Origin of the sequence: Streptomyces kanasensis, assembly GCF_043077165.1 — a bacterium.
In the GTDB taxonomy this organism is placed as follows: Bacteria; Actinomycetota; Actinomycetes; order Streptomycetales; family Streptomycetaceae; genus Streptomyces; species Streptomyces changanensis.
Map to the genome: position 1 here is coordinate 267,166 of NZ_JBIBSF010000005.1, position 17,939 is coordinate 285,104.

Consider the following 17,939-nt stretch of genomic DNA (forward strand, 5'->3'; position numbering starts at 1 on the left):
GATGACCTCCACGGGAACCGGAAGCCGACCGACCGACAACGCGATGCGCCGCGCCCTGAAGCGGGCCGGTGACGGGGTCGCGCTCGACGTCACCGAGGCCGCCGTCCTGCTCCAGGCGCGCGGTGCCGACCTGGAACGGCTCGCCGCCTCGGCCGCCCGGGTGCGCGACGCCGGCCTGGAGGCGGCCGGGCGGCCCGGGGTCATCACGTACTCCAAGAGCGTCTTCGTGCCGCTGACCCGGCTCTGCCGCGACACGTGCCACTACTGCACGTTCGTCACCGTGCCCGGCAAGCTGCGCCGCGCCGGGCACGGGATGTTCATGTCGCCCGACGAGGTCCTCGACACCGCCCGCAAGGGCGCCGCCCTCGGCTGCAAGGAAGCCCTCATCACCCTCGGCGACAAGCCGGAGGAGCGCTGGCCCGAGGCGCGCGAGTGGCTCGACGCGCACGGCTACGACGACACCCTCGCCTACGTGCGGGCGATCTCGATCCGCGTCCTGGAGGAGACGGGCCTGCTCCCGCACCTCAATCCGGGCGTGCTGTCCTGGACGGACTTCCAGCGGCTCAAGCCCGTCGCCCCGTCGATGGGCATGATGCTGGAGACGACCGCGACCCGCCTGTGGTCGGAACCGGGCGGCCCCCACCACGGCTCCCCGGACAAGGAGCCCGCCGTCCGGCTGCGGGTCCTTCAGGACGCGGGCCGCTCCTCCGTCCCCTTCACCTCGGGCCTCCTCATCGGCATCGGCGAGACGTACGAGGAGCGCGCCGAGTCCCTCTTCGCCCTGCGCCGGGTCGCCCGCGCCTACCACGGGATCCAGGAGGTGATCGTCCAGAACTTCCGCGCCAAGCCGGACACCGCGATGCGCGCCATGCCCGACGCGGAACTGGACGACCTGGTCGCCGCGGTGGCCGTCGCCCGGCACGTCCTCGGCCCGTCCGCCTGCCTCCAGGCCCCGCCGAACCTCGTGGACGCGGAGTACGAGCGGCTCATCGGCGCCGGCATCGACGACTGGGGCGGCGTCTCCCCGCTCACCATCGACCACGTCAACCCCGAGCGGCCCTGGCCGCGGATCGAGGAGCTCGCCGCCCGGTCCCGCGCTGCCGGCTTCGAGCTGCGGGAACGGCTGTGCGTGTACCCGGAGTTCGTCCGGCGCGGCGAGCCCTGGCTCGACCCGCGGCTGCGCCCGCACGTGGCCGCGCTCGCCGATCCGGTGACCGGCCTGGCCCGCGAGGACGCCGTGGTGGAGGGCCGCCCGTGGCAGGAGCCCGACGAGGCGTTCACCGCCTCCGGCCGCACCGACCTGCACCGCACCATCGACACCGACGGCCGCACCGGCGACCGCCGCGAGGACTTCGACGCGGTGTACGGCGACTGGGACGCCCTGCGCGAGGCCGCCGCCCCCGGCATGGTGCCCGAACGCATCGACACCGACGTGCGCCACGCGCTGGCGACGGCCGCCGACGACCCGACGCGGCTGACGGACGGCGAGGCGCTCGCCCTGCTCCACGCGGACGGCCCCGCCCTGGACGCGCTGTGCCGGATCGCCGACGACGTGCGGCGCGCGGCCGTCGGGGACGACGTGACGTACATCGTCACCCGCAACATCAACTTCACCAACGTCTGCTACACCGGCTGCCGCTTCTGCGCCTTCGCGCAGCGCCGCACGGACGCCGACGCCTACACCCTCTCCCTCGACCAGGTCGCCGACCGCGCCCAGCAGGCCTGGGACGTGGGCGCGGTGGAGGTGTGCATGCAGGGGGGCATCCACCCGGACCTGCCCGGCACGGCGTACTTCGACATCGCGCGGGCCGTGAAGGAGCGCGTCCCCGGGATGCACGTCCACGCCTTCTCGCCGATGGAGGTCGTCAACGGCGCGTCCCGCACGGGGATGTCGATCCGCGAGTGGCTGGCGGCGGCGCGCGAGGCCGGCCTCGACTCCGTCCCGGGCACGGCCGCGGAGATCCTCGACGACGAGGTCCGCTGGGTCCTGACCAAGGGCAAGCTGCCCGCGGCCACCTGGATCGAGGTGATCAGGACCGCCCACGAGCTGGGCATCCGCTCCTCGTCGACGATGATGTACGGGCACGTGGACCAGCCCCGGCACTGGCTCGGCCACCTGCGGACCCTGGCCCGCCTCCAGCAGGAGACCGGGGGGTTCACCGAGTTCGTGACGCTGCCGTTCGTCCACACCAACGCGCCCGTCTACCTCGCCGGCGTCGCCCGGCCGGGGCCGACCGTCCGCGACAACCGGGCGGTCACCGCGATGGCCCGGCTCCTGCTCCACCCGCACATCCGCAACATCCAGACCAGCTGGGTGAAGCTCGGGGCGGAGGGCGCCGCGCAGATGCTGCGGTCCGGGGCGAACGACCTGGGCGGCACCCTCATGGAGGAGACGATCTCCCGGATGGCCGGGTCGGGTTACGGCTCCTACCGGTCGGTGCGCGACCTCGTCGCCATCGCGGAGGCGGCGGGCCGCCCGGCGCGGCCCCGGACCACCCTGTACGGCGAGGTGTCCGAGGAGCGGCGGGCGGCGGCCGCGGCGTCCGACGGGCACCTGCCGGAGCTGCTGCCGGTGCTGACGGACTGAGGGGCGGGGGCCGGGGGCCGGGGGCCGTGACCGGTCGATGGGGGCCTGGCGTCCGGTGGTCCGACCCGGCTGACCCGCTGACCGGCTGACCGGCTGACCCGCTGACCGGCTGGCGGGCGCCGCGTCCGGTGGGGGAGCACCTGGCAGCCGGCCGGTGCCCCGTCGGGGGTGTCGCGGGGCGGCGGTCCGGTCGGCGGGGCCGCCGGACGCGCCGCGGGGAGGGGGCGGCCGGGATGTCAGGTGCCCGACCGCCCCCGGCTCAGGCGGCGTCCTCCTCCGCCGACTTCAGCAGGTGCGTGAGGTTCTGCCGCGCCCGGTTGACGCGGGAGCGGACCGTGCCGATCGGGCAGCCCGCGATGGAGGCGGCCTCCTCGTAGGAGAGCCCCTTGACCTGCGTGAGGATGAAGGACTCCCGGCGCGGCCGGTCGAGCGACTCCAGCAGGTCGAGCAGGGCCACGCCCTCGTCGAACCCGGGCAGCCCGGTCTGCTGGGCGCGCTCGGCGGCCGCCTGCCAGTCGGCGGTGTCGGCCAGGCGCGGGCGCGCGGCGTTCGACCGGTAGCGGTCGACGACCACCCGGCGGGCGATCGACAGCAGCCAGGTGCGGGCGTGGCAGCGGGCCGCGAACCGCGGGAGGCTGCGCAGCGCGCGCAGGTAGGTCTCCTGGGTGAGGTCGTCCGCGCTGTGCGCGTCACCGCACGCGCGGGTGATGAACCGCCAGACGTGCAGGTGCGTGGCCGCGATGAAGTCCTCCGTCGCGGTGGCGTCGCCCCGCGCGGCGGCCAGGGCCAGGTCGGTGATCCGGTCGTCGTCGGGAGCGGCGGCACGGTTGCGTACGGCACTGATGGGGGTGGGCATGGAAACGTCCTTCGTTGCTGCGCGCAGCGGCCGGGACGCGTCGGTCCGGCCACGCGTGGCGGCCGCGCGGGCGGGGAGCCGGGCGCGGCGGCGCACGTGCGAGGGGTGAGGGGTGGGAGGTGGCACGCACCGGTCCCTCGCCGTCCCGCCGTCGCGGCGGGTCAGCAGGGGGCCGGGCACCCCCGCGGTGGGCCCCGTCGGGACACGGCGTGCCGCAGCAGCGCGTCGATGAGCCGGCGCGGCCGGACGAAGGCCGCCGCGGCGCGCGGCAGGCGGACCGGCCGGGCCGGGGCGAGCCCGGCCAGGGCCAGCCGCAGCGGGACGAACAGGGCGCAGTGCACGGACCGGGCGATGGCGGAGAAGCCGGCCTCGCCGCGCCACATCCACAGGCCGCACAGGAGGGCGGCCAGGACGTGCGCGAAGAACATCAGCCACGAGCCGTGGGTGAGCAGCCGCACCGCGTACTCCACGGGCGACTCGGGCCCGGGGGTGGTCACGGGCGCGGCCGTGTGGGCCTGCCACACGGCCTGGGCGACCGGGTCGGTGGCGCCGCCCATGCACACGCTCGGCGGCAGCGCGACGCTGGTGGTCTGCTGGTGGTGTCCGCCCCCGTGGGACGAGGGCGCGAAGGAGAAGGCGGTGTGCAGGGCCAGTTGGGCGCCGACGGTCGTGCCGGTGATCCGCAGGGCGCCGCGGCGCTCGCCGCCGGCCGGCCACCAGGCCAGCGCCGTGGTGGCGGCCATCGCCCCGGCGAGGACGTCCAGGGGTAACGGTTCGCCGGCGGCGAGCGAGTGCCCCAGCGCGGCGGTCACCACGCACACGGCGGCGAAGACGGTGGCGCGCGCCAGCCGCAGGGCGGGCCCCGGGCCCGCGAGTCTCACCACCGCACGTCACCCCGCCTCGGAGTACTGGGGTCCGGTCATCCGCGTCGCTCCGAGAGTAGGGGGCGGGAGCGCGGACTGTCCCCGGTTGTCGGCCATTGGGCGGTGATCCGTCCGGTCGGCCGCGCGGACGCGGACGGCGGCCCGGGTGCGGCCGCGCCGCTCCCCCCGGGCCGGACGTGGTCCCGTGTGCCCGTCCCGCACGCCTAGGTGACCGGCAGGCGGGCGCACTGCCGGCAGGTGCGGGCCGACGAGGCCACCACGGCGTGCGACGCCGCGGCGAAGGCCCCGGCGGCCACGGCGAGCGGCCAGTTGGTGACGACGACGGAGAGCGTGACGAGGACCAGCGCGGCGATGGCCATGGCGATGCTGGCGGCCGTGCCCGTCCAGGCCACGGCGAGGGGGAGCCGGTGCGGCGTGGGCAGCCAGCGGGCGAGGCGGCCGGTCGCGGTCAGGGTGGCCGCGGCCAGGACCGAGGCGATGGCGGCGACGCCCACCAGGTGGACCGTCAGCAGCGAGGTGGTGCGCGGCAGTTGCCAGGCGCTGTCATGGCTCGCCGTCCACACCAGCAGCCAGCAGACCACGGCGAAGGGCACGGTGAGGGCGGCGGCGCGGGCCGTGTGGCGTGCCTGCGCGATCGTCAGCTCGTGCTGGAACGTGGGCGCGAGGTGGTCGGGCGAGCCGAAGTCCCGTACGGCCAGCTCGGCGGCCCGCTCGTAGGGGAGGCCGGCGCGGGTGTGCGCGGCGACCGTGTCGTCGAGCCCGTCGCGTATCTCGGCGACCAGCCGGGCCTTGGCGCGGGCCGGGCCGCGCAGCACGTCGGAGAGGGCGGCGACGTACGCGTCGAGGGGGTCGGAAGGGGTGGCAGGGCGCTTCTGGCCGCCCGCCGCGGCGCCGATGCTCGTCTCCATGCCCGCCCCGGTGCTCATGTGGCCAGTCCCGTCGAGGGTGTCGAGGGTGCTGAGGGGTAGAGAACCGAACCGATCGCCGTCGTGAACTCCTGCCAGGCGTTCCGTTCATGGGCCAGACTACGACGGCCGGCCTCGGTCAGTTCGTAGCAGCGGCGCCGTCGCTCGCCGACCGAGTCCCAGCTGCTCTTGAGCAGCCCGAGCCGCTCCAGCCGCTGGAGCGCCGGATAGATCGTGCCCGTGCGCAGTTCGAGCGCGCCCCCGCTGCGCTGCTGGACGGCCGCGATGATCGCGTAACCGTGCAGGGGGCCCGGTTCGAGCACGGCCAGGAGGAGTCCGTCCAAGTGGCCGCGCACCGCGTCTGTCCTCATGACCAGCGAGTCTACCCAATCCTGTAGTAGGCGTGCTATCTATTGGTAGCCAATCTATCGAGGGTCTGCTCCGTCCCGCTTGGAGGCACTACCGTGACCAAGCTCCTGCTGTCCGTGCACGTCCTCGCCGCCATCCTGGCGGTCGGGTCGATCGCCGTGGCGGCCTCGCTCTTCCCGCGCTACGCGAAGCAGGCGGCGTCCGAAGGGGGGGAGGGTGAGGAGAAGGGCCGCTCGGCCGCCGTCGCGGCGTTCCTGCACCGGGTCTGCCGGATCTACGCCGTCGCCGGGCTCGTCGTCCCGGTCTTCGGCCTCGCCACGGGCGCGCAGCTGGGCGTCCTCGGTGACGCCTGGCTCATCACCTCGATGATCCTCACCGCCATCGCGGCCTTCATGCTCGCCATGGCGATCCTGCCCAACCAGGAGCGGATGCTCGCGATGCAGGGCGGCGGAGCGGCTGCCGAGGGCCTGAACGCCGCGGCCTCCCGGCTGGGCATGCTCACCGGCGTCTTCAACCTGCTGTGGTCGGTGGTCGTGGTCCTCATGATCGTCCGCCCCGGCTCCACCACGGGGGTCTGACCACCATGAACATCAAGGTGCTGCGCATCGCGGCGGCGGTCGAGGCCGCGTCGATCGTGATCCTCTTCGTGAACCTGTTCACCATCCACGCCAAGCCGATCACCTCCCTCGGCGGGCCGACGCACGGCACGGCGTACCTGCTGACCATCGTGGCGACGTTCTCGCTCACGGTCGCCGGCGCGTCCGCGGGCGCCCGCCTCCTGTCGTTCGTGCCCGGCATCGGCGGGATGCTCGTCCTGCAGCGGCTCAAGCGTCACCCCGAGGCGCTGAAGGCGCCCGCCGGGGACGCGGTGCGCGGGTGATCCGGCCATGACCGACCGCGCCCGGACGTCCGGCAAGGCCATCGAGGCCGTCGGCCTGGTGAAGACCTTCGGCGCCAACCGCGCCGTCGACGGCGTCGACCTGACCGTCGAGGCGGGCACCGTCTACGGCGTGCTGGGGCCCAACGGCGCCGGCAAGACCACGAGCGTCAAGATGCTCGCCACCCTGCTGCGCCCCGACGGCGGCGAGGCCCGGGTCTTCGGCCACGACGTGGTGCGCGAGGCCGACACCGTCCGCGGCCTGGTCAGCCTCACCGGCCAGTACGCCTCGCTCGACGAGGACCTGACCGGGCAGGAGAACCTCGTCCTGCTCGGCCGCCTCGTCGGGCTCTCCAAGCGGGCGGCGCGCGCCCGCGCCGGGCAGATGCTGGAGGCGTTCTCCCTGGTCGAGGCCGCCGGCCGGCAGGTGAAGAACTACTCCGGCGGCATGCGCCGCAGGCTCGACATCGCCGCGTCCATCCTCAACACCCCCGCCCTGCTCTTCCTGGACGAGCCGACCACGGGTCTCGACCCGCGCAGCCGCAACCAGGTCTGGGAGATCGTCCGGGCGATCGTCGCCCAGGGCACGACCGTCCTGCTCACCACGCAGTACCTCGACGAGGCCGACCAGCTGGCCGCCCGGATCGCCGTCATCGACAAGGGCCGGGTCATCGCCGAGGGCACCAAGGGCGAGCTGAAGGCGTCCGTCGGCGCCGGTTCCGTCCACCTGCGGCTGCGCGACCCCGAGCAGCGGGCGGAGGCGGAGCAGGTGCTCGCCCTGCACCTGGCCGCCGAGGTCCAGCTCGACCCCGACCCGTTCGCGCTGACGGCCCGCGTCGACAACGGCGACGGCGACCGGGGCGCCGCCGAGCGGGCCTCGCAGGCCCTCGCCGAGCTGGCCCGCCGCGGCATCACCGTCGACACCTTCTCGCTCGGGCAGCCCAGCCTGGACGAGGTGTTCCTCGCGCTCACCGACCGGAAGGCGGACCCCGCGTCCGCAGGCGTCAAGGAGGAGGCGGCGGCATGAGCACCACGACGTCGGGCGGGGCCCCCGCGCGCGAGGACGACCTCGCGCCCGTCCCGGCCCGGACCCTCGCCGAACTGCTCGTCGCCGAGGAGCGGCCCACCCGGGCCGGTCCGCTGGCGGCCTCGCTCGCCTTCGGCTGGCGGGCCATGCTCAAGATCAAGCACGTGCCGGAGCAGCTCTTCGACGTGACGGTGCTGCCCGTGATGATGGTGCTGATGTTCACGCACCTCTTCGGCGGTGCGCTGGCCGGCTCGCCGCGCGAGTACATCCAGTACCTGCTGCCCGGCGTCATGGTGATGTCGGTCGTGATGACCACCATGTACACGGGCATCGCGATCAACAACGACATCGACAAGGGCGTCTTCGACCGGTTCCGCACGCTGCCGATCTGGCGCCCCGCCACGATCATCGGCTACCTGCTGGGCGACGTGCTGCGCTACTCGATCGCCTCGCTGGTGATGCTGACCGCCGGCATGATCATCGGCTTCCGTCCGGACGGGGGCGTCCCCGGCGTCGTCGCCGGCATCCTCCTGCTGATCGTCTTCGCCTTCGCCTTCTCGTGGATCGGGACCATGTTCGGCCTGCTCGTGCGGGACGAGAAGACGGTGATGGGCGCCTCGATGACGGCGATCTTCCCGCTGAACTTCCTCAGCGACATCTTCGTCGACCCCGCCACCATGCCCGGCTGGCTGCAGACCCTGGTCCACAACAACCCCATCACCCACGTCGCCTCCGCCGTGCGCGGTCTCATGGACGGGCGGTGGCCGGGGGCCGACATCGCCTGGACGCTCGGCTGGTCCGTCGCGCTGGTGGCGGTCTTCGGCTCCCTCACCGTCCGCCTGTACAACCGCAAGTAACACCCCTCGCGAACCGGCCGGTGGCCGGTTCACACCCCCAGCCGTGATCGTCAAAAACCCTGTGCACCAAGGCTTTTGGGGCCGCCCGCCCGACCGTGCTCACGCTCCGTGAACTCCTTGCTTTGGCCTGTAGCAGGTTGCTAACGTGCAGGCGTAGCACCATCGATCATGGCGGGGGAACGCGGGGGATTCGATGAGTAGCGGTGACGGCGACGGCATACTGACCTTAGCTCCGACCTTGAGCGCGGCCACCCGCGCGGACGTGCCGGTCGAGACGCTCCTTCCGGCGGATTCGCCGCGCACGAAGGGCCTCGACCAGGAGTACGTGGACACCCTGATCGCGCTGGACGAGGACCTGCCGCCGATCGTCGTGCACCGCCCCTCCGGGCGGGTCGTCGACGGCATGCACCGGCTCGCCGCCGCCCGGGCGCGCGGCGACCGCACGATCAGCGCCTATCTGCTGGACGCCCCGGAGGGCAGCCTCTTCGCGGTCGCGGTCAGCCTCAACATCTCGCACGGCAAGCCGCTGTCGCACGGCGACCGGCTCGCCGCGGCCGCCCGCATCCTGCGGGAGAACCCGGCGCTCTCCGACCGGTACGTGGCCTCCGTCACCGCCCTGTCGCCGCGCACGGTCTCGCGGGTGCGGCGTTCGAGTGACGAGGTTCCCCACTTGAACACCCGCATCGGGCTGGACGGCAAGCGCCGCCCGGCGGGGGTGGCCGGCGTCGCCAGCGGCCGGCAGCGCGCCGGGGAACTGATGCTGGAGCGCCCCGGGGCGAGCCTCCGCGAGATCGCCCGCGCGGCCGGCATCTCGCTCGGCACCGCCCACGACGTGAAGAAGCGCCTGCTGCTGGGGCGCGACCCGGTGCCCGAGGGGCGCGGCGCCGCACGCCCCGAGCGGCCGCAGCCGCGCATCCCGGCCCAGCGGACGTCGCCGCACCGGGCGGACGGGTCGGTCCCGCGGGACTCCGGCGAACTCCTGGAGCGGCTCCGCAAGGACCCGGCGCTGCGCCTGTCGCAGTCGGGCCGGTTCCTGCTGCGCTGCTTCTCCGTGCACGACGTCGACGAGTCCGTGTGGACGCGGCTCGCCACCACCATCCCGCCGCACTGCGCCGAGGGCGTCAGCAAACTCGCCCGCGAATGCGCCGACATGTGGCTCCGCTTCGCCGACCGCGTGGAGCGGGAGGCGAGGACCGGCCGGCGCTCGCACACCAGCGCCTGAGACGGAATTAACCCTTCCCATTCCTCCGGCGAGATCGTCCGGAAAAGCCCCGCCCCGTTTCGGCCACCGAGACGACCGGCGGGGCTCGCGCTTTCTCCCACTCCTTCTCCCACCCACCCGCCGACCGGCGGGTTCTCGCGTTTCCGTCCCTTCCGCGGGGACGTGATCAGGACATCGAACACCGGCTTTCCGCAGGGTCCTTGTGAGAGGATTCCGGTACGAGAGGCCGGTTCGGCGTGCGCCGACGCACCGCCGCCGACGCACCCGAAGTCGGACCCGACCAGTCCCGCCCGAAAAGCATTCGTACCTCTTCTCCTCACCGTCGAATCGCCGGGATTCCTCGGAAAGCCGAGCATCGGCTTCACGTGTGTGCCACCACCACGGCGTGAGCGCCCTGGTTCCCCCGGTTCCGGCGCGATGGACGACACGCAGAAGGTGGCCATCATGACCGTCACAGAAACCGTCGGGGCGCCGAAGTACCCCTTCGGGCCCGTTGTCCGGCTCGACCTGCACCCGCGGTACCTGGAACTGTGCCGCCACGAACCGGTGTCCCGGGTGACGATGCCGTACGGCGGCGAGGCCTGGCTCCTCACCGGCTACCACGAGATCAAGCAGTTCCTCGCCGACCCGCGGTTCAGTTCGCACGCCGCGACCGAGCCCGACACCGCGCGCGTCACGCCGCTGCCGCTGCGCCCCGGCAACCTGCTCAGCATGGACCCACCGGACCACGGCCGGATCCGCAAGGTCGTCGCCCACGCCTTCCGGCCGCGCATCGTCTCGCAGCTCGCCGAGCGCATGCGCGACCTGGTCGAGTCCGAGCTCGACGCCATGGAGGAGGCCGGCCCGCCCGGGGACCTGGTGCAGCGCCTCGCCATTCCGCTTCCGGTCCGGATGATCGTGGAGCTGTTCGGCGTCCCGTACGAGGAGCGCGCCGAGTTCCGCCGGTACTCCGACGTCTTCGTCGCCACCTCCGCGCACACCAAGGAGGAGATCAACGAGGCCCGCGACGGCCTGGAGGACTTCCTCCGCAGGCTCATCGCCAAGCGCCGCTCCAGCCCCTCCGACGACCTGATATCCGTGCTCATCGAGGCCCTCGACGCCGGTCAGCTCTCCGAGGTCGAGGCCGTGCGCACCGGCATCGGCGTCCTCATGGCCGGCCACGAGACCTCGCTCAGCATGATCTCGAACGTCTCCTTCCTGCTGCTGGCCCAGCGCGAGCTGTACACGCAGCTGTGCCAGGACCGGAACCTGCTGGACCCCGCCATCGAGGAGATGCTGCGGATCATTCCGCTCCGCTCGGTCGGCAGCTTCCCGCGGCGTGCCTCGGAGGACGTCGAGATCGGCGGGAAGCTCATCCGCAAGGGCGACACCGTGATCTTCCAGCGCGCCGCCGGCGACCGCGACGAGCGCGTCTTCGAGGACCCCGACACCATCCGTTTCGACCGCGAGCGCAACCCGCACCTGGGATTCGGCCACGGAATGCACTTCTGCCTCGGTGCGAGTCTCGCCCGCGCCGAACTCAAGGTCGCGCTCGAGGGGTTGATGGCCAGATTCCCCACCTTGCGTCTCACCGGCACCGCGGATGATGTTCCGTGGAAGCCGGGACTCATCGCGCGGGCCCCGGAATCCCTTCTCGTCGAATGGTGATGTCCCCCCACACGCGGTGACGCGAGCCGCGGAAACGGATCGAGGGAGAACATGGCATTAGGTCACACCACGTGCGCCATAGCCGGCGCCGGCCCCGCGGGGCTGATGCTCGGCATGCTGCTGGCCCGGGCAGGGGTCGACACCGTGGTCCTGGAGAAGCACGGCGACTTCCTGCGCGACTTCCGGGGCGACACCGTGCACGCCTCCACCCACCAGCTCATGGTCGAACTCGGCCTGGGCGACAAGTTCCGGAAGCTGGCGCACCAGCGCATCCACTGCCTGCAGGTCGTCACCGACGACGGCCCCCACACCCTGGCGGACTTCCGCCGACTGCCCGGGAAGTTCAAGTACATCACCTTCCTCCCGCAGTGGGACTTCCTCAACTTCCTCCTGGAGGAGGCCAACCGCTTCCCGAACTTCCGGCTCGTGCAGAACGCCGAGGTCACCGGGGTGACCACGGCCGGCGGCCGGGTCAACGGCCTGCGCTACACGGACGCCGACGGCGAGCACGAGCTGCGCGCCGAGCTCACCGTCGCCGCCGACGGCCGGCGCTCGGCCCTCCGGCAGAGCGCCGGCATGCGACCGCAGGTCTTCGGCTCCGGCATGGACATCCTGTGGTTCAAGCTGACCAAGGAGGACAGCGACCCGGGCGGCATGGTCGGCCGGCTCTCCGACGGCCAGCTCTTCGTCCGCATCGAGCGGCTCGGCCACTGGCAGGCCGCCATCGCCATCCGCAAGGGCGGGTACGAGGAGCTGCGCGCCAAGGGACTGGAGGCGTTCCGCGCGACGCTCGCCGAACTCACCCCGTTCCTCGCCGGTCGGCTGGAGGACGACCTGCGCAGCTGGGACGACGTCAAGACGCTCGACGTGCAGATCGACCGGCTGCGCCGCTGGTGGCGGCCCGGCATGCTCTGCCTCGGCGACGCCGCGCACACCATGTCGCCGATCATGGGCGTCGGCATCAACCTCGCGCTCCAGGACGCCGTCGCCGCCGCCAACGTCCTCGCCGAACCGCTGCGCGACGGCGCGCTGAACGACGAGCACCTGGCGCAGGTGCAGAAGCGCCGCGAGACGGCCACCGCCATCACGCAGCGGATCCAGCGCTTCCTGCAGTCCCGCTTCCTCGAACCGTGGATCCGCGGCGAGGGGAAGTCCACCACCCCCGTCGTGCTGCGCCTGATGAAGCGGCTGCCGCCGCTCCAGGCCGGCCCCGCCCGGGCGATGGCCATCGGCCTGCGCCCGGAGCACCCCATCGACCTGCTGCGCTGACGGCGGCGGCGCCGAGCCGCCCGCCGCCCGTGCCGCCGAGCACCGACGCCGCCCGCCTTCCGAACGGAGAACTCCCACACATGCGTGTACTGATGACCATCACCCCGGGCACGGGACACACCTACCCCATGGTCCCGCTCGCCTGGGCCCTGCAGCTGGCGGGCCACGAGGTCATGGTCGCCTCCTGCGGCCCCGGCCTCGCCCTCGGCGAGGCGGGCGCGCGCACGGTGGACGTGGCGCCCGGCCTGTCCCTGGACCAGATGGTGGGCAAGCTGGCCCAGAACCATCCCGAGGTCGCCGCCAAGCTCCTCCAGGAGGCGTCCGGCGTGCCGTACCTGGAGGTCGTCGGCGGGGCCGTCGCGGCCGCGCTGCGCCTCCAGCCGGAGATGGTCGACGCGGTGATCCGCACGGCCGAGGAGTGGCGGCCCGACATCGTCGTGCACTCGCCGCTGCTCACGCCCGGCATCGTCGCCGCGGCCAAGCTCGGCGTGCCCGCAGTCCAGCACGGCTTCGGGTTCGTCAACCCCTCGGCCGAGATGATGAGCCAGCTGCACGCCGACCTCTTCGAGGAGCACGGCGTCTCCCTGCCCGAGGCGCGGGCGACCATCGACATCACCCCGCCGAGCGTCGTCCCGACCGAGCCCGGCATGTGGTCCATGGGCTTCGTGCCGTACAACGGCAGCGGCCCGCTGCCCAAGCCGCTGTACGACCTGCTCAACCGCCGCCCGGAGAGCCCCCGCATCGCCGTCACCCTCGGCAGCGGCCCGGTGCCGGGCGAGGCGGCCGTCATCCTGGAGCGGATCCTCGCGTCGGCGCCCAAGACGGACGCGGAGTTCGTCGTCGTCCTGCCGCGGGTCGACCTGGAGCCCTTCGGCCCGCTGCCGGAGAACGTCCACGCCTTCGACTGGGTGCCCTACAGCGCCCTGCTGGCGGGCTGCTCGGCGGTCATCCACCACGCCGGGCCGGGTACGGCGCTGGGCGCGATGGTGCACGGGCTGCCGCAGGTCATGCCCGCCTTCAAGGGCCTGGGCCGGCCGGTCGTCGCGCAGGCCATCGCCGACCGCGGCCTCGGCCGGATCGCCCAGCCCGACGACATCGGCCCGGAGCTGCTGGAGTCGGTCATCGCGGACGCGTCGATCCGCGAGGCCTCCGCGGAGGTCCGCGCGGAGATCAAGGCCATGCCGACCCCGCTCGACATCGTCACCCGCCTGGAGGAGCTGGCGGGCGCCTGACGCCGGCGCCCGCACGGCGGACCGCCTGGCGACCGGGAGGGACGGACGTCGTGGACGTGCGCGAGCTGAGGACCGCCGGGGCGTACCTGTTCGTCCCGCGGCCCTCGTCCGACGCGCGGGGGCAGGTGGCCGCCCCGTACGACGAGGCGGCCTTCGAGGCGGCCACCGGCAGTCCGCTGTTCCCGGTGCGGCAGGCCACCCACAGCCGGTCGCGCCGGGGGGCGGTGCGGGGTCTGCACTACACCCGCACGCCGCCGGGTACGGCCGTGTACGCGCACTGCTCCCGGGGGCGCGCGCTCTACATCGCCGTGGACGTGCGGGTGGGCTCCCCGACGTACGGCGCGTGGGAGTCCCTCGTGCTCGACGCCGACCACCCGAGCGGCGTGTACCTGCCGGCCGGTGTGGCGCACGCCGTCGTGGCCCTGGAGGAGACCGTCATCACCGACCTGCGGTCCGCGCGGTACGCGGCGGAGGACGAGGAGACGGTCTCCGTACTCGATCCGGACCTGGGGCTGCCCGTCCCCGGCGGTACGGATCTGATCATTTCGGAGCGCGACCGGAGGGCGGTGACGATGGCCGAGGCGGAGCGGAGGGGGATCCTGCCCGGCTACGACGCCGCGACGGCCGTGGAGCGGTCGCTGCGCGCGGCCGCCCGCGGCGCCGCGTCCCGCTCCACCCGGGTACGGCCCCCTGCCGTCCCGTGACGTGAAAGGAAAGCAGGAGATGTCCCAGGACCAGGACCAGCACCAGCCCCAGGGCCCGGAAGGGGCGGGGGAGCAGGCGCAGGAGCAGGGGAAGTGGCGGATCGAGGTCGACCGGCTCGTGTGCGCCGGCACCGGGCTGTGCCTCGGCACCGCGCACGGCCGGATGCGGCTGGACGGCGGCCGGGCCCGGCCGGTGGACGAGGTCATCGGCCCGGACGACGCGGTGCTGGACGCGGCGGAGACCTGCCCCATGGAGGCGATCACCGTGCGGGACGCCGCCACGGGGGAGGTGCTCGCCCCGCTGCGGTGACGGCCGCACGGCACGCGTGACGCGTGCGGACGCCCCGTCCGGCCCCAGCGCCGGGCGGGGCGTCCGTGTGTCGTGTGCGCCCCGCGGGGTGGCGCGGGGGTTGCCGGTGAGGCGCGTGCGGCGGACGCGGGCGGCGGGCGGCGCGGGACAGAGGCCGGGGGAGCCGGGTCCGGTCCGTCGGTGGGTCCGGTCCGTCCTTCCGTCCGGTCCGTCCCTCCGTCCGGTCGTCCGTGCGCCGGGGCCGCGCGGCCGGGCCGGGTGGGGTACGGGTCAGTGGGCCGTGTGCTGCGCGGGGTCAGTGGGGCGGGTGCTGGGTGGCGCCCGCGTGGGCCCGGGGGCGGGCGGCGGGCGCGGCGGGCGCGGAGCGGGGCTCGTGCTCCTTCGCCTCGTGCGGGCCCTCGCCGTGCGCCCGGGCGTGGGCGATGCCGTCGAGCGCCAGGGCCAGTTCGCGGCGCAGCCCCGCCCGCAGGGCGAGCCGGCGGGCCGTCTGGTGGTGGCCCTCACCGCGCTGGTACTCGCCGCGGTCGCGGTGGACGGCGCCGATGACGTTGTGCACGGCGGCGGTCAGGGCGGGGCGGCGGACCCGGCGCAGCAGGTGCAGGGCGGCGTGCCCGGCGTGCAGCGCCTCGCGGTGGCGGCCCTGGCGGCGGTAGACGTCGGCGTACCGGGCGAGGACCGGCGCCAGCCCGTCGGGCGCGGCGGTGCGCCGGGCCAGGGCCGCCGCCTCGGCGAGCCGGTCCAGGGCCATGTCGAGCTGGCCGGCCGCGGCGTACGCGGTCGCCTCGCCGGTCAGGCCGGTGACCTCGCCGTGCGGGTCGCCGGCCTCCCGGCTGTGCAGGATGACCAGGCGGCTGGTCTGGAGCGCCTCGGCGTGCCGCCCGAGGGCGGCCTGCGCCTCGGCGAGGGAGACGAGGACGGCGTTCTCGTCGGCGGTGCGCGCGTCGGTGCGGCTCAGCAGCACCAGCGCGCGGTGCAGGGCGGAGATGGCGCTCTCGTACTGGCCGAGGGCGTTGTGGAAGGCGCCGATCCGGCTGAGGCAGTGAGCGGCGCCGGCCCGGTCGCCGGTGCGCTCGGACAGGGACAGCGCCTCGCGGGCGCACTCCAGCCCCTCCGCGACCCGCCCGAGCCGTCCGTAGGGCGCGGCCAGGCCGGTGAGGGCGGCGCGTTCCAGGGCCGGGTCGCCCAGGCGCCGGGCGGCGGTGGCGGCCTTGCGGAGCACCGCCAGTTCGTCCTCGACGTGGCCGCCGGCGTGCAGGCAGGGCGCGAGCGTGAGGGACAGGCGGGCGACGTGGCGGTCGGCCCCGGACTCCTCGGCGTGGCCGAGCACCGCCAGGAGGTTGGCCCGTTCCGCGTCGAACCAGGCCAGCGCGGCGGCCGCGTCGTGCGGGGGCGGCGGTACGGCCGACGGGGGCCGGTGCTCCGCCGCCGGGCGCGAGGGCCCGCGGCCCGGTTCGACCAGCGCGGCGGCGTCCTCGGCCGCCGTCAGGTAGTGGTCGAGCAGCCGGCGCCGCGCCTCGTCGGCGGCCTGGGGCCGGTGCGCGGCGGCGTCCCGGGCGAGGGCGCGGACCAGGGGGTGGAAGGTGTAGCGGCCGGGGGTGCGCTGGTCGAGGAGCCGCGCGTCGAGCAGGTCCTCCAGCCGGGCTTCGGCCGTCTGCGGGGCGAGCCCGGCGAGCGCGGCGGCGGCGGGCCCGTCGACGTCCGTGCCGGGGTGGGCCCCCAGGAGGCGGAACAGCTCCTGGTGGCCGGCGGGCATGGCCGCGTACGACAGTTCGAGTGCGGTGCGGACGCTGCGGTGCTCGACGGTCAGCTCGTCCAGGCGGGTGGCCTCGTCGCGCAGCCGTCCGGCCAGGTAGGCGAGGCTCCACTGCGGGCGGTTGGTCAGCCGGGAGGCGACGACGCGCAGGGCCAGCGGCAGCCGGCCGCACAGGGCGACGAGTTCGGCGGCGGCCTCCTGCTCGGCGGCGACGCGGCGGTGGCCGAGGACGCGGCCGAGGAGCGCCAGCCCGTCGGCCGCCGGGGGCGGCGCGAGCGGCAGGGCGGTGGCGCCGTCCAGCTGGGCGAGGCTCGGCCGGCTGGTGACGAGGACCAGGCAGTCCGGTCCCGCGGGGATCAGCGGGCGCACCTGGTCGGAGGCGGCGGCGTTGTCGAAGAGGAGCAGCATGCGGCGGTCCGCGGTCATGCCGCGCCACAGGCCCACGCGGTCCGACGGGTCGTCGGGGAGGCGGTCGCCGGGGACGCCGAGGGCCCGCAGCAGCGTGCCGAGCGCCTCGTGCGGGGCGAGCGGCGGGCCGTGCGGACTGAAGCCGCGCAGGTCGAGGAAGACCTGGCCGTCGGGGTAGCGGTCGGCGAGCCGGTGCGCCGCGTGGACGGCGAGGGTGGTCTTGCCGCTGCCGGCCATCCCGTCGACGGTGACGATCCGCACGGCCGGGTGGGCGGCGCCGCCGTCCGGGGCGTCGGACGCCTGGGCGAGGAGCCGCGTGAGCTCCGCCTCCCGGCCGGTGAAGTCGGGCAGGTCGTGCGGGAGCGAGCGGGGCGGCGGCGTCGGGGGCTGCGCTGCCGCCGGGCCGTGGGCGGCGGCGGGGGAGCGGTCGAGGCCGGGCTCGTTGCGCAGGATCTGCTGGTAGCGGTAGTTGACGGCGCTGCTCGGGTCGATGCCGAGCTGCTCGGCGAGGAGGTTGCGCAGGTCGTGGTAGACGCGCAGCGCGTCGGCCTGCCGGCCCACCCGGTACAGGGCGACCATCAGCAGCGCGCTGAGGGACTCGCGCAGCGGGTGCTCGGCGACCAGCGGCAGCAGTTCGGTCACGGCGTCGTGGGCGCGGCCCTGCTCCAGGCGGAGTTCGAGGAGGCGCTCGCGGGCGCCCAGGTAGCGGTCCTCCAGGGCGGCCGCCGCGGAGGTGAGGACGGGGCTGCGGCTGTCGGGCAGGACCCGTCCGCGGTACAGGCCGAGGGCGGTCTCCAGGGCGGCGACCTCACCGTCGACGGTGGCGCACCGCCGGGCCTCGTCGAGGGCCCGGTCGAAGCGGAGGAGGTCGAGTTGGTCCTCGCCGACGATGATCCGGTATCCCGGTCCGTCGGTGACGAGCATTTCCGGCGCGTCGGGAATGCGTGAACGGAGATCGGCGACGATCTTACGAATCTGGTGTTCCGCCGTCGCCGGCGGAACGCGTTCCCACACCGCTTCCACGAGATGGGA

At 74.4% G+C, this 17,939-nt stretch carries 16 protein-coding genes; 11 read left to right on the forward strand and 5 right to left on the reverse strand.

Going from position 1 to position 17,939, the window contains the following annotated elements; translation table 11 throughout:
- Position 1: 1 nt before the first annotated feature.
- Positions 2-2,587: a bifunctional FO biosynthesis protein CofGH gene (locus tag ACF053_RS15245; RefSeq protein WP_391954311.1), complete on the forward strand. Its 2,586-nt coding sequence runs from the start codon at positions 2-4 to the stop codon at positions 2,585-2,587.
- Positions 2,588-2,846: 259 nt separating this feature from the next.
- Here the strand turns inward: ACF053_RS15245 and ACF053_RS15250 are convergent, their stop codons facing one another.
- The 4 genes from ACF053_RS15250 to ACF053_RS15265 all read right to left on the reverse strand — a co-directional run bounded on the left by ACF053_RS15250 (position 2,847) and on the right by ACF053_RS15265 (position 5,603).
- Positions 2,847-3,443: a sigma-70 family RNA polymerase sigma factor gene (locus ACF053_RS15250; protein WP_058943352.1), complete on the reverse strand. Its 597-nt coding sequence runs from the start codon at positions 3,441-3,443 to the stop codon at positions 2,847-2,849.
- Between the two features lie 161 nt (positions 3,444-3,604).
- Positions 3,605-4,327: a hypothetical protein gene (locus tag ACF053_RS15255; protein ID WP_391954312.1), complete on the reverse strand. Its 723-nt coding sequence runs from the start codon at positions 4,325-4,327 to the stop codon at positions 3,605-3,607.
- Between the two features lie 203 nt (positions 4,328-4,530).
- A complete protein-coding gene (locus ACF053_RS15260; RefSeq protein ID WP_391954313.1) occupies positions 4,531-5,253 on the reverse strand; it encodes a permease prefix domain 1-containing protein in 723 nt (240 codons plus the stop codon).
- Complete coding sequence (locus ACF053_RS15265; RefSeq protein ID WP_391954314.1) at positions 5,250-5,603, reverse strand: PadR family transcriptional regulator; 354 nt, start codon at positions 5,601-5,603, stop codon at positions 5,250-5,252. The genes ACF053_RS15260 and ACF053_RS15265 overlap by 4 nt, the downstream gene beginning before the upstream one ends.
- 93 nt (positions 5,604-5,696) lie before the next feature.
- Between ACF053_RS15265 and ACF053_RS15270 the strand changes: the two genes are divergently transcribed.
- The 10 genes from ACF053_RS15270 to ACF053_RS15315 all read left to right on the forward strand — a co-directional run bounded on the left by ACF053_RS15270 (position 5,697) and on the right by ACF053_RS15315 (position 14,746).
- Positions 5,697-6,179 (forward strand): hypothetical protein, encoded by a 483-nt coding sequence (locus ACF053_RS15270; protein WP_391954315.1) that lies wholly within the window; start codon positions 5,697-5,699, stop codon positions 6,177-6,179.
- Between the two features lie 5 nt (positions 6,180-6,184).
- Positions 6,185-6,481, forward strand: coding sequence for a hypothetical protein (locus ACF053_RS15275; RefSeq protein WP_228974070.1), 297 nt, complete (start codon positions 6,185-6,187; stop codon positions 6,479-6,481).
- A 7-nt stretch (positions 6,482-6,488) separates the two neighbouring features.
- Entirely contained in the window at positions 6,489-7,505 is a 1,017-nt protein-coding gene (locus ACF053_RS15280) for an ATP-binding cassette domain-containing protein (protein WP_391954316.1), read from the forward strand.
- Complete coding sequence (locus tag ACF053_RS15285) at positions 7,502-8,362, forward strand: ABC transporter permease (RefSeq protein WP_391954317.1); 861 nt, start codon at positions 7,502-7,504, stop codon at positions 8,360-8,362. The genes ACF053_RS15280 and ACF053_RS15285 overlap by 4 nt, the downstream gene beginning before the upstream one ends.
- Before the next feature lie 238 nt (positions 8,363-8,600).
- Positions 8,601-9,584 carry a streptomycin biosynthesis protein gene (locus ACF053_RS15290; RefSeq protein WP_391954318.1) on the forward strand — a complete coding sequence of 328 codons (984 nt, stop codon included), beginning with the start codon at positions 8,601-8,603 and terminating at the stop codon, positions 9,582-9,584.
- Between the two features lie 444 nt (positions 9,585-10,028).
- Positions 10,029-11,231: a cytochrome P450 gene (locus ACF053_RS15295; RefSeq protein ID WP_391954319.1), complete on the forward strand. Its 1,203-nt coding sequence runs from the start codon at positions 10,029-10,031 to the stop codon at positions 11,229-11,231.
- A gap of 51 nt (positions 11,232-11,282) precedes the next feature.
- The gene (locus ACF053_RS15300; protein ID WP_391954320.1) at positions 11,283-12,500 is read left to right on the forward strand and encodes an FAD-dependent oxidoreductase; all 1,218 of its coding nucleotides are present in this window, start codon (positions 11,283-11,285) and stop codon (positions 12,498-12,500) included.
- Positions 12,501-12,580: 80 nt separating this feature from the next.
- Positions 12,581-13,732 carry a nucleotide disphospho-sugar-binding domain-containing protein gene (locus ACF053_RS15305; protein WP_391954321.1) on the forward strand — a complete coding sequence of 384 codons (1,152 nt, stop codon included), beginning with the start codon at positions 12,581-12,583 and terminating at the stop codon, positions 13,730-13,732.
- 50 nt (positions 13,733-13,782) lie between these two features.
- The gene (locus ACF053_RS15310; RefSeq protein ID WP_391954322.1) at positions 13,783-14,436 is read left to right on the forward strand and encodes a dTDP-4-dehydrorhamnose 3,5-epimerase family protein; all 654 of its coding nucleotides are present in this window, start codon (positions 13,783-13,785) and stop codon (positions 14,434-14,436) included.
- A gap of 19 nt (positions 14,437-14,455) precedes the next feature.
- The gene (locus ACF053_RS15315; protein ID WP_391954323.1) at positions 14,456-14,746 is read left to right on the forward strand and encodes a ferredoxin; all 291 of its coding nucleotides are present in this window, start codon (positions 14,456-14,458) and stop codon (positions 14,744-14,746) included.
- 295 nt (positions 14,747-15,041) lie between these two features.
- On the opposite strand, the gene ACF053_RS15320 is transcribed toward ACF053_RS15315, so the two are convergent.
- A complete protein-coding gene (locus ACF053_RS15320) occupies positions 15,042-17,831 on the reverse strand; it encodes an ATP-binding protein (protein WP_391954324.1) in 2,790 nt (929 codons plus the stop codon).
- Between the last annotated feature and the right edge of the window lie 108 nt (positions 17,832-17,939).